A 12,117-nucleotide genomic window follows, 5' to 3' on the forward strand; every position below is an offset into this window, starting at 1 on the left:
CATGGAGAAAAAAACCGTGAAATTTCCGAAAAGAAACCTGCTTTTCCCCTGCCTTCTCATCGTGTTTTTTTCCGCATGCACCGAAGAAAACCCTGGCCAGGTGAACCCTTCGGACTCTTCTCCCCCCTATGCCGCAACAAAAACCATGGGGAAAGAGGGGGGAACCCTCACCGTGGACAATCCGCAAAGCACAATTTTCAAAGCCGCTGTTTCCATACCCAGAGATCAGTTTTCACACCCCACAACCCTTACCCTTCAGCCAGGTTCCCTGCCCGCCCCCCTGCCCCCAGCGCTTCAGGCCGCAGGAACTGCCGTTAACTTTGGGCCGGATGGTCTCCTGTTTGATCCTCCCGCCCTTCTCACTCTGCCCTATCACAGTTTCCTTGCCAATGGCAGCCCCACACCGGATCTTACGGTTCAGGTCCGCTATTTTGACCCCATCGCCGGCCAATGGGTTCCCATGGATGTCCGGAAACGGGACAGGGAAAATAAAACTCTTTCCTTTGAAAGCCGGCACTTCAGTGTATATATTGCTGCCACCGATGTCGGACAGCCTCCGGCTCAGGAACCCCTGGAGACCCTGCTGCCAGGGGAATATTTCATTGGAGAGCCGGGGTTTGTGACAAAAGACGGGACACCCCGCCTTGTGGAAAAGGGGAACATCAACCGTCCGGGTCTTCCCAAGGGAAGCCCTTTCCACCTTTTCGCCCGCTTTTACCCCCATGAAGGGGTACGCCTTATCGTGGATCAACATCCCTCTCTCAATGAGGCGGTCGGCTACAGGGCAGACCTGAACGCAGAGGGGACAGGCGCTGTTCTGGACGTCTTTCCCATTTTTGAAAAAGTAAAAGCCTCAGGAGACAGCAGACGATGGCGCTGGGAGGCGGTCTTTGTCCCAGAGCTTACCCGCATAGAAGGCTATACGGCCATTGATCCCCAGGATTTTAACAGCCCTGAAATCCCGGAAGACAGACGTCTCTATGCCCGGATTGAAACCTTGAACGCAGAGGAAGTCCTTATTACCTGGGGCTTTGACCTCCCCGCAAAACAGGGATGGGACTCCATGCTCTGCATCGCCTTTGAAGCCACCTATCTTGGCGATGCTAAAGGAGAAACACCATGAAAAAACCCCTGATGACAGCCTTGGCCATTGCCCTTGCCATACTCTCCCTCACAGGGATTGTCCTTTACAAAAAATATTATGATGAAACCTATACCTTTTCAGGTCTTGGAGAAATTTACGAGGCCCGCCGTAACAGCTGGGAAGCCCAACGCCAGCGTCGTATGTTCTTTGAACCAGGCAACCAGCCGCCCCTGGAAGAAACAGCCCACATGCCCACCCATAAATTCCGTTTCGCCACCACCCTTGTGGATCGCACTTTCTTCAGCATGGAACTGACCTTCCGTTTTGCAGACACCTCGGGCGTCACGGAACTCAAGAAAAAAACCGATCGCATCCATCACGCCCTGAACATTGCCATTTCACCCTATGCCCGTGAAGATCTGGAAGGAAATGAAACCCGGGTTCTGGCCTTGACGGATACCATTCTCAACCGCTTCCTGAGATCAGAAATCCGCCATCTCTACCTGACAGGCTATACCCTGAGGGGAGGTCTTCAAAAAGAGTGAAATCCCTTGCAGACAAACAAAAAAAACCCGGACAGCCATGGAAAAAACCGGATAAATCCGTGAAAAACCTTGACGAAACCAGCCCTGTCGGCATATGGGACTCCTTTATCACTGGGATCCTCCGGTGAATCGGGGGCATGCCCGGAAGGCCCATGCTTCCGGTTTTTCCACTTTATTTTCAAGGACGTATCCGGGAGTCAGTATGTCAGAGAATCAGAACAGGCCTTTACGGATCTGCATGATCAGTTATCGGAGCAATCCCCACTCCGGCGGTCAGGGCGTGTACATCCGCAACCTTGCCAAAGCCCTCTGCGAGTTGGGCCATCAGGTCGATGTACTGGCAGGCCCTCCGGATCCCCTGCTGGAAGGAAAGGCACGTCTCCTTCCCGTTGAAACCCTGGATCTTTACAATCCCGATGCCCTTTTCCGTACCCCCAGTCTCAGAGAACTCCGGGATCCTGTCAATCTCATGGAATGGCTCAGCGTCTCCACCATGGGGTACCCTGAGCCCTTTACCTTCGGGTTCCGGGCCGTACGCCACCTCAGGGACAAACTGCACCATTATGACATCATCCATGACAACCAGAGCCTTTCCTATGGTATCCAGCATCTGAGCCGCCATATCCCGACGGTGGCCACCATTCACCATCCCATGACCGTAGACCGCAGGCTTGCCATCAGCAGTGTCAGGGCGCCCTGGAAAAAACTCAAACATCTGCGCTGGTATTCCTTCATCGGCATGCAGCAGCGGGTAAGCCGTAAACTGCCCAGAATCATTACCGTCAGTGAGTTTTCAAAACAGGATATCGCAAGGGAATATGCCATTCCGGCTTCCCGTTTTTCCGTTGTTCCCAATGGCATCTCAACAGAACTTTTCTATCCTCTCCCCCAGATCTCCAGAGAACCGGGCCGCCTCATTGTCACCAACAGCGCCGACATGCCCTTAAAAGGTCTCTACCATCTCCTTCAGGCGGTTCACAAGGTTGCCCGGACCCATGCCGTTCGTCTGACCGTAATTGGAAAAGCCAAGGAAAACGGTGGGATCGAAAAGCTCATCAAAAAATTGAACATCTCCCATCTGATCGATTTCACAGGTCGCATCCACCACGACCAGTTTGTGCAGGAATACGCAAAGGCCTCCATTGCCGTTGTCCCATCGCTGTATGAAGGCTTTGGTCTTCCTGTGGGAGAAGCCATGGCAACGGCCACTCCTGTCATTTCCACCACAGGTGGTGCCCTGCCTGAAGTGGCAGGAAATGCTGCCCTCCTCGTGCCTCCAGGCAATGCGGATGCCCTTGCAAAGGCCATCTGTGAACTGCTGGATGACCCGCTGAAACGGGAACAACTGGGCGCTGCGGGATATGCAAGGGTGCACCAGCACTTTACATGGAAAAATGCTGCGGAAAAAACCGTGGCCACCTACAGGGAGGTTATCCGTGATCACCGTTGATTTCCGACGTATCCACGTCCGTCCCGGATTCAGAATTCTCGATATCGGCAGCGGCCCCGGGCGTCACACCGCAGCCGCCTACGGCCTTGAAAAGGTTACTGCCATCGGTGCAGACCTCTCCCACGACGATCTGCTTGCGGCAAAGGAGCGCCTCCAAAATCATGACCTCATGGGCTGGCATGGAGGCGGAAGCTGGGGACTGAGTACCGCAGACATCACACGCCTGCCATTCAAAGATGACGCCTTTGATACGGTGATCTGCTCGGAAGTGATGGAGCATATCCCCGATGACCAGGCCGCCGCAAGAGAGCTGGTTCGTGTCGCAAAACCCGGAGCCGACGTGGTCGTCACCGTTCCCCGCTTCTGGCCCGAAAAAATCTGCTGGCTGCTGGCAGAGGACTACAGCCATGCAAATCAGGGGCATATCCGGATTTATCGAAAAAAAACCCTCATCCGCCTTCTGGAGGAAAACGGACTGACCTATCAGGGCTGCCACCATGCCCACAGCCTGCACAGCCCCTACTGGTGGCTGAAATGCCTGGTTGGGCCTACGGATAGTCAACACCCTGCCGTGAGGCTCTATCACCGTTTTCTGGTCTGGGATATCATGGAAAAGCCAGCCCTGACCCGCCTGATGGATGGTCTCCTCAATCCGGTTCTGGGCAAAAGCCTGGTACTTTACTTCAAAAAAAACCTGTAAGCGTTTACGCTGAAAAATCCATTTTCAACAGATTGCATTCAAAAACAGAAAATGCTACTGTGCAGACTAAAATTTCTGCAAACGGGATGGTACTGCAAAGTTTCATCCCGTATTTGACACATCCGTAAAATTACGGACAAAAATTCCAGGCAGGACAGCAGGCATCTCCTTTGATGGAGAAATACCATGAAAACTTCCTCTAAAAACTATCTGATATGCATCCTTTTTTTTCTGGCCGGAGCCGGATGCACCGTGACTGCATGGGCAGATTCCATCCCCCTGCCCTCCCCTGCCCCTGTCCTTTCCCTGCAATTTCACGCTCAGGGAAACGATTCGCCGTCCTCCCCTCTGCCCATCTGGAGCCATACGGATCATGCCATTCTCATGGGGATCTCCAAACCGGATCATCCCCAGAGCGTCGACATGCGCCTGTCTCTGGATCGCCTGCACTTTAAATCGTCCATTCAAAAAGAAAAAGGTGTATCGGCCCTTCCCTCCCATCTGCTTACTGCCACACCGGATAAAACCACAGAAAGCATGCACCTCGCCGCAGGTATCGGCTACGAATGGAGCCTTGTGAACCAGCGCCTTGCCCTGATTCCCATGATGGGACTGTCCTATCACGGCAGGTATCTCGACACCCCATCCCCTTCATCGGAAACACGGGAACAGAATCTCACTTCCAATGAAAAAAACTTTTCGGAATGGAACAGCCTGTGGTTCGGACTCGATCTCCGGGCCAATCCCCTGCCGGATCTTTCCCTGGAGTCCTCCATCATTTTTCACAGTGCCAAGTTTGCTGAAAAAAACGGAGAACGTCTGGATGTATCCGATACGGGCCTGTACAGAAGCGAGGGGGATGGGCGCATCTTCCGGCTGGGACTGCGACAGCAGCTTGGCAACTCGTGGAGTGCAGGAATTCTTTACAGCTGGCAGCAATGGATGGCAGAAAAAGGGGATCTGCCCCTGGCGCTTCATCCGGGTGACAATTCCCGAAATGGCATCCCCTTCAACGGGAACATGCAGGAGCTGAATATTTCCTTAAGCTACGGATTCTAATTCCTCCAGATCACGGTATCCAGACACCGGGAATCTTCTCCATCCCCAGCCTTTCCAGAACCCCATAAAAATCCCTGCTCAAAGGTGACGCGATACGCAGCCTTTCACCCGTTACGGGATGCAGCAGGGAAAGCCGCGTAGCCGCCAGCATCAGCCGCTCACATCCAAACGCCTCCCGGAAAAACCGGTTATGCCGGGTATCCCCCCAGGTACTGTCCCCTATGATGGGATGGGACAGGGCATTGAGATGTCTCCGTATCTGCCGGGAGCGTCCCGTTTCCGGATGCAGCTCCACAAGACTGTAGCAACGATGCGGTACCCGCCCCATGGGAACGGGAATTTCCACACAATCTACCCGGTGATATGCTGTGACACTGAAGCGGGGACGAGCATCCGGCTTTTCCTCCGGGCGGAGAAAACGGGAAATCCGGCCTCTCAAGGAAATCTGTCCCCGAACCAGGGCAAGATACTCCTTGTCCACCTCATGGCGACGGAACTGTGCCCCCAGCCGGGCGGCGGACTCCTGGGACAGGGCCAGGATCAGTACACCCGAAGTGGGACGATCCAGACGGTGTACGGGATAGAGATGACACCCCAGATGATCCCGCAGCATCTGAAGCAGAGCCATGCCAAAACGGGACTCCCGACCGCCACGATGAACGGGAAGCCCCGATGGCTTATGCACAGCCACCAGGGCTTCATCCCTGTACAGAATCACAGGCGACTTCTCCGCAAACTCCACGCCTTCTGTCCCCCTTATTCTCCGTAAAACTCCATCATGCTGACCTTGCCAAAGCCTGAGGGCAGATCAAAGAGGCTGGCCTCCAGCGTCTTTTTCTCCATACGGGTCACTTCTTCCGTTGTCAGGATCCCCCCCTCATCGTAGCGGACTGTTTTTACAGGAAAACCCCTTCCCTCAATTTCCATCCACTCTTTTTCACTGAATTTACTCCCCTTTTCCATGGACATCCAGAAAAGGACATCAAAATCACTCTTCTGAACCCCCAGAGTCTTCAGGGGAACCGTGCAGATCTCTTCCCGTTTTTCACCATTGTACATGCCATCGTACAGAATGCAGTTCCATTTTCCCACACGGGCCTCTCCCTTTTTCACATACTGGAGGGGGGCTTCTTCTGCCTCATCCAGCCCCATGGATGCCCGCATCTCCATCTTTTCCTGCTCACTCAAACCCGCCATGCTGGACTCCATCATGGCCCGTGTTGCAGCGGACTGTTCTTCCGCTTCCTTGTGCATACGCAGCATCTCCGGCATGGAAAGCTCACTGTAAATTTTCTTATCCGTACGCAGCATCCAGAGCATGTCCTTATCCTTACGGGCAATGGTCACACTTCCCGGCAGCCCCACAGTGTCCATTCTCAGCTTATCCCCGGTCATGGAAATCTCCATGGTCTCCCGGGCATCTTCACCGCCTTCATGATCCACCATCATCACCTGCATCACAAGATCTGCATGCACCATGGCAGCCATCAGCCAGACCATCAGTCCCACCAGCATTTTTTTCATACTGTACACTCCTTGAATTTTAAAATTTAAAAAAACAGATCATGCAGCCAGGCTGCGGGTGAACAGCCAAATCCCCTTCTAAGACAAGACCTCACTCGATATTGTACTTGCTGAGCCGATAACGCATGGATCGGAAGGTGATTCCAAGCAGATCCGCGGCCCGCTGCTTGTTGCCCCGGGTAAGATCCAGAGCCTTATCCAGATAGCGTTTTTCAATCCCCTCAAGGATACCATCAAGATCCACACCCGAAGCCACATCCTCAAGGGCGTCCATCTCCGCCGTATGCCGGATATCCCCCTTGATGCTATGCTTTCGTTTATGAAAGGAAAGGGAAAGACTCTCCGGAAGAATGATATTGGTGGAGGAAAGGGCCACGGAACGTTCAATCAGATTTTCAAGCTCCCGAACATTTCCTGGAAAATCATAGCGTTGCAGCAAATCCAGGGCATAGGAGGAAAGTTTGGTCACCCCCTTGCCCATTTCCCTTGCAAATTTATCCAGAAAATGCTGAGCCAGCATACGCAGGTCTTCCTTGCGTTCCCGCAAGGGCGGCACACGAATACCGATCACATTCAGGCGATAAAAAAGATCTTCCCGAAAATTCCCCAGAATCACCGCCTCTTCCAGACTGCGGTTTGTGGCCGAAATAATCCGGAAATCCACGGGGATCTCCTGGGTTCCTCCAACAGGAAGAATTTTACGTTCCTGAAGTGCCCGGAGAAGTTTCACCTGTAGGGACAGGGGCAGCTCGGAAATCTCATCCAGAAAAATGGTTCCCCCGTCCGCCGCCTCAAAAAAACCTTTCTGATCCGCACTTGCGCCCGTGAAAGACCCTTTTTTATGACCAAAAAAGGCACTTTCCATAAGATTTTCCGGGATACTCCCGCAGTTCACCACCACAAAGGCCTGGGAAGCCCTGGGAGAAACTTCATGAATGGCACGGGCTATCAGCTCCTTTCCCGTACCCGACTCCCCGCTGATCAGCACACTGGTCCGGGTGGATGCCACCTGGGTAATCCGTTCAAAGATCCGCTGCATTTCCGGACTTTCACCAATGATCCGTCCAAAACGCAGGGTCTTTTTCATGGCAAGGTTCATGGCCCTGCGTTCCTCTTCCAGGGTACGCAGGGTCATGGCATTGTCAATGGTCAGCAACAGTTCCTTATTGGCAAAGGGTTTGGGCAGATAATCATAGGCTCCGGCATTCATGGCCTGTACCGCCGTTTCCGTGGTGGCATAGGCGGAAATGAGAATCACCGGCACATCCGGCTTCTTCGCCTTGGCCGCCCGCAGTACATCCAGCCCCGTCATATCCCCAAGACGGATATCCGAGAGCAAGAGATCATAGGGCGTCGTGTCCAGGCATTTCAGGGCCGCCGCCCCATTTTCCGCCGTGGTGATGGTATAGCCCTCGCGGCTCAGCATCACATCCAGAAACTCCCGCATACTGATCTCGTCATCCACCACCAGAATATGTCTGCCTGCACCCTTTTTTCCACCCATCTGCCTGCCTCCTTCAAAAATCCCTGTAAACCACCCGCCCCGCCACCAGGGTCGCCACGGCCCTGCCCCTAAGCTGCCAGCCACCAAAAGGGGTATTTCGGCTTAAGGAAGCAAAAGTGGCAGGATTAACCGTCCAGGAAGCTCCCGTATCCATAAGGGTCAGATCTGCCGCAGCACCTGGGATCAGGTCGTTGTGAATTCCCAGGATACGGGCCGGATTCTTGCTCATGAGATCAACGAGATCCCCAAGGGACAGAAGCCCCTCATGCACCAGAGCCAGGGAAAGCCCCAGGGAAGTCTCAAGCCCGATAATACCATTGGGCGCATCATCAAAGGGTACGTCCTTTTCCATGGCCGCATGGGGCGCATGATCCGTAGCGATGCAGTCCAGGGTTCCATCCCGGAGACCTTCACGAATGGCCTCCCGATCCGCTTCACTGCGCAGGGGAGGATTCATCTTGGCCGCCGTGTCATAATCCCCTACAGCCACATCCGTGAGGGTGAAGTAATGGGGAGCGGTCTCAGCTGTCACCTGAACCCCCCGTTTCTTGGCTTCGCGGATGGCCCGGACAGACTCCCGGGTACTGACATGGGCAATGTGGATACGGCTTCCCGTCCACTCGGCAAGACCGATTTCCCTTTCCACCATAAGGGATTCGGAAAGATTGGAAATCCCGGAAAGCCCCAGTCGGGTGGCCGTTTCCCCCTCGTTCATCACCCCATCCCCTGCAAGGGTGTGATCCTCGCAGTGGGAAATGAGCAGAAGGTCAAAAGCCTTTGCATACTCCATGGCCCTGCGCATCACCTGCCCGTTGGCCACGGGCATACCGTCATCACTGAGCCCGATGGCTCCTGCGGCTTTCAGATCGGCATACTCATTGAGCTGATCCCCCTGAAGCCCCGCCGTAATCGCCGCCACAGGATAGACCCGGGCAAGATTGGCCTCCCTGGCCTTTGCCACAATAAATGCCGTGATTCCCACATTATCATTCACAGGACGGGTATTGGGCATACAGCAAACCGCCGTAAAGCCCCCCTTCACAGCCGCACGACAGCCCGTTTCAATGGTTTCCTTATATTCCTGACCCGGCTCGCGCAGATGCACATGCATGTCGATAAGTCCCGGTGTCACCACAAGCCCCTTTGCGTCCAGCACCTCGTCCGCAACGTCCGGGATCTCTCCGGGTTCTGTAATGGCTTCGATGATCCCCTCCCGGATCCAGATATCCCGGATACCGTCAATATGGCCCGGATCCAGCACATGTCCGTTTTCAATCTTCATCCGCATGCCGTACACCTCCCGCCAAAAGATAAAAGAGGGCCATACGCAGGGCCACCCCGTTTTCCACCTGTTCCAGAATCACAGAATGCAGGCCATCGGCCACCGCATCTGAGATTTCCACTCCCCGGTTCATGGGGCCCGGATGCAGCACCAGGACGTCGGGACGGGCCAGGGCCAGACGTTTTTCATTCAGCCCGAACACCCTGGCATATTCCCTTTCCGTGGAAAAAAGCACCTTCCCCATGCGTTCTTTCTGAATCCGGAGCATCATGACCACATCCGCATTTTCAAGTGCCTCGGCCACTGATCCGGTTACCGTCACCCCATAACTTTCAATGCCCTTGGGGATCATGGTGGGCGGCCCGCAGACCCGCACGCGTGCCCCCATTTTCACCAGTCCCTCCATATTGGAGCGGGCCACACGGCTGTGGGCGATATCCCCGATAATGGCCACCTCCAGCCCTGCTATGCGCTTCTTTTTCTCCCGTATGGTCATCATGTCCAGAAGAGCCTGGGAAGGATGGGCATGTTTGCCATCTCCCGCATTGATGACACTGCACTGGAGACGCTCTGCAATGAAGCAGGCGGCACCCGAGGTTCCGTGGCGCATAACCAGCACATCGGGCTTCATGGCTTCCAGGGTTCTGACCGTATCAAGAAGACTCTCTCCCTTGGCCATGCTGGATCCACTTTTGGCAAGGGCAATCACATCGGCACTGAGGCGTTTCCCCGCGATATCAAAGGACAGCTTTGTTCTTGTGCTGTCTTCATGAAAAAAAAGCACCAGGGTTTTTCCCCTCAGGGTGGGAACTTTTTTAACGGGCCGCAGGGAAATTTCCTTCATTCCCTGGGCTGTGTCCAGAATGTGGGTGATCTCCTCTGCGGAAAGGGAGACCATATCCAGAATATCCTTTTTAATGAACTGCATACCCCTCCAGAAAATCCTGAAACAGGAAAAAAACACCTGCCCTGAAAAAGGCCTGATGCCACCGGACATCCCATACCAACAAGCGCAGTGGAATCAGGACAGAAAATTGCCCAGCCTGCCCCAACGGGGACGGAAACGCTCTGCGTCCCAGGACCAGTAAATCATGAAGGCCCTGCCCTTGACCGCCCGGACATCCACATAGCCCCAGAAACGACTGTCGTGGCTGTTATCCCGGTTGTCGCCCATGGTGAAAAGCATCCCCTCAGGAACGGTGACGGGCCCGAGATTGTCCCTGGGACTCAACTCTTTCCGGTAGACCGAAGAATCACTGAAAACGGCATAGGGTTCATGGGAAACAAGGCTGCCGTTCCGATAAAACTTTTTATTCCGGATCTCCAGCACATCCCCTCCGACTCCCACCACACGTTTGATAAAATCCTTACGCGGATCTTCCGGGTACGCAAAAACCACAATGTCTCCATGGTCAGGTAGCGTGCCACCAATAAGCGGTTCCCCGAAAAAGGGCACCTTCAAACCATACGCCAGCTTGTTCACCAGGATATGGTCACCAATCTGAAGGGTTTCCAGCATGGATCCTGAAGGAATCTTGAAGGCCTGTACCCCGAAAGTCCGTATCAAAAGAGCCAGCACCACCGCAATGATGATAGCCTCTACATTTTCCCGCAGGGCTGATGGCTTGGCCCCTGCCTTTTCCGTTTCCGCTGTTGCCTGAATTTTCACACGTCTGCCTTATAGAAAATATTGTTGTATACACATCCCATCACGTAAAAATCCCCCCTTCCAGATCCTTGGAAGGGGGGCGTCTTTTTTCTATGCCGGGCCAGGAAGGAGAAACTGGGGTTCTCCAAGGAAAAACTTGCCCCGTTCAATCCATTCCTTCAGCATCAGGGCCACCTCCCTTGCCTTGACCATACTGGAAAGAGGAACCGTTGGAATAACCTTGCCCTCCACGGTAATGCTGCCACTTTTCAGGGCTTCATAGGAAACCTGACCATAGCTGCGGGAAACCCCATTGGGGTAATCCAGACCATAGTCCACGACCTGGGTAAAAATATCCGAATCCTTCACCCCCGTATACCGGGCCATCTCTTCGTTCAGAATGGGGATGGGAATACCAAGCCCCAGAGAAAGGGAACAACCGTACCCCCGGATGCTCACCCCCCGTAACCATTCAGGCTTCATCTGCTTCATATCTCCCATCACAAAAAGGGTTCCCGCTGGCGTGGTGGGAATCCCCTTTTCCGTTCTCGGAGCCTGGGGCTTGTGCTGGGTTCCCCACCAGGTAACATAACCCACCCCTCCTCCCAGAAAAATCCGGGTTCCAAGACCAATGGTCCGGTAACAGGGATCATTCATCAGGGGACTTAAGCTGCCGGCACTGCAATAATTGGCATTCCCCATACGGGGTTTCAGCGTCCCCATATAGGTATAAATGGTCTTTTTCGTCGTATTGATGGCGCAGTTGTAATTCTGGTAGCCATTTCTGGGGTTGCAGAGCAGTGCCTGAGGCAGATCCGCAAGGCTCAGATCCTTTTCAAAAAGACGGTTGGGATAACAGGTGGTTCCATAGCCCTCCGAGCGCATATGCACCCGCTTTCCGGCCACCAGATCCTCAAGGACATGCCCACCGCCATAATTAAAGGCCCCGGGATACACCTTGTTCAGGGGATCTTCCACTGTGGGTTCCGTGGCACCGATGTAACAGTCCACAGCCGCCAGCCCCCCGTAAGCGGGAACCCCGTTCAGCCAGGTGTGGGAAGCCTTGGTGGCAGGCGTCGAGTGACCAAAATTGATAAAGGCTCCGGAAGAACACATGGGAGCAAAGGTTCCGGTCGTCACCACATCCACATGACGTGCGGCACCTACGGGCCCTTCGTTTTCCACAATAGAGATCATCTCTTCCGCCGTGACGACAACGGCCTTTCCCGCAGCAATTTTCGCGTTGATTTCCTGATACGTCTTGTTTATCTCAAAGGACGCCATGCCTTCTCCCCTGTGCGCGGCATATTCAAGAGGTGAT

At 54.1% G+C, this 12,117-nt stretch carries 12 protein-coding genes; 5 read left to right on the top strand and 7 right to left on the bottom strand.

Translation table 11 applies throughout. The features are described from left to right. The first annotated feature begins 16 nt into the window (after positions 1-16). The 5 genes from BR04_RS08555 (at position 17) to BR04_RS08575 (ending at position 4,838) form a co-directional block, all read left to right on the top strand. Entirely contained in the window at positions 17-1,123 is a 1,107-nt protein-coding gene (locus tag BR04_RS08555) for a hypothetical protein (RefSeq protein ID WP_496355585.1), read from the top strand. Then, positions 1,120-1,629 (top strand): hypothetical protein, encoded by a 510-nt coding sequence (locus tag BR04_RS08560; RefSeq protein ID WP_496355586.1) that lies wholly within the window; start codon positions 1,120-1,122, stop codon positions 1,627-1,629. Before BR04_RS08555 ends, BR04_RS08560 begins: the two co-directional genes overlap by 4 nt. A 238-nt stretch (positions 1,630-1,867) precedes the next feature. Further along, positions 1,868-3,079: a glycosyltransferase family 4 protein gene (locus tag BR04_RS08565; RefSeq protein ID WP_496355587.1), complete on the top strand. Its 1,212-nt coding sequence runs from the start codon at positions 1,868-1,870 to the stop codon at positions 3,077-3,079. Further along, the gene (locus BR04_RS08570) at positions 3,066-3,779 is read left to right on the top strand and encodes a class I SAM-dependent methyltransferase (RefSeq protein WP_496355588.1); all 714 of its coding nucleotides are present in this window, start codon (positions 3,066-3,068) and stop codon (positions 3,777-3,779) included. Before BR04_RS08565 ends, BR04_RS08570 begins: the two co-directional genes overlap by 14 nt. Before the next feature lie 186 nt (positions 3,780-3,965). Beyond that, positions 3,966-4,838: a hypothetical protein gene (locus tag BR04_RS08575; RefSeq protein ID WP_496355589.1), complete on the top strand. Its 873-nt coding sequence runs from the start codon at positions 3,966-3,968 to the stop codon at positions 4,836-4,838. A 10-nt stretch (positions 4,839-4,848) separates the two neighbouring features. Here the strand turns inward: BR04_RS08575 and BR04_RS08580 are convergent, their stop codons facing one another. From BR04_RS08580 to BR04_RS08610, 7 genes are all read right to left on the bottom strand, one after another. Next, the gene (locus BR04_RS08580; protein ID WP_496355590.1) at positions 4,849-5,580 is read right to left on the bottom strand and encodes a pseudouridine synthase; all 732 of its coding nucleotides are present in this window, start codon (positions 5,578-5,580) and stop codon (positions 4,849-4,851) included. 14 nt (positions 5,581-5,594) lie between these two features. Continuing rightward, a complete protein-coding gene (locus BR04_RS08585) occupies positions 5,595-6,362 on the bottom strand; it encodes a DUF4412 domain-containing protein (protein ID WP_496355591.1) in 768 nt (255 codons plus the stop codon). 91 nt (positions 6,363-6,453) lie between these two features. Beyond that, positions 6,454-7,866 (bottom strand): sigma-54-dependent transcriptional regulator, encoded by a 1,413-nt coding sequence (locus BR04_RS08590; protein ID WP_496355592.1) that lies wholly within the window; start codon positions 7,864-7,866, stop codon positions 6,454-6,456. Between the two features lie 13 nt (positions 7,867-7,879). Further along, positions 7,880-9,154 carry a dihydroorotase gene (locus BR04_RS08595; protein ID WP_496355593.1) on the bottom strand — a complete coding sequence of 425 codons (1,275 nt, stop codon included), beginning with the start codon at positions 9,152-9,154 and terminating at the stop codon, positions 7,880-7,882. Beyond that, entirely contained in the window at positions 9,138-10,076 is a 939-nt protein-coding gene (locus BR04_RS08600; protein ID WP_496355594.1) for an aspartate carbamoyltransferase catalytic subunit, read from the bottom strand. The genes BR04_RS08595 and BR04_RS08600 overlap by 17 nt, the downstream gene beginning before the upstream one ends. A 93-nt stretch (positions 10,077-10,169) precedes the next feature. Then, positions 10,170-10,817 (bottom strand): signal peptidase I, encoded by a 648-nt coding sequence (gene lepB, locus BR04_RS08605; RefSeq protein WP_496355595.1) that lies wholly within the window; start codon positions 10,815-10,817, stop codon positions 10,170-10,172. Positions 10,818-10,907: 90 nt separating this feature from the next. Continuing rightward, positions 10,908-12,080 carry a homocysteine biosynthesis protein gene (locus BR04_RS08610; RefSeq protein ID WP_496355596.1) on the bottom strand — a complete coding sequence of 391 codons (1,173 nt, stop codon included), beginning with the start codon at positions 12,078-12,080 and terminating at the stop codon, positions 10,908-10,910. Between the last annotated feature and the right edge of the window lie 37 nt (positions 12,081-12,117).

Source organism: Desulfobotulus sapovorans DSM 2055 (assembly GCF_059569355.1).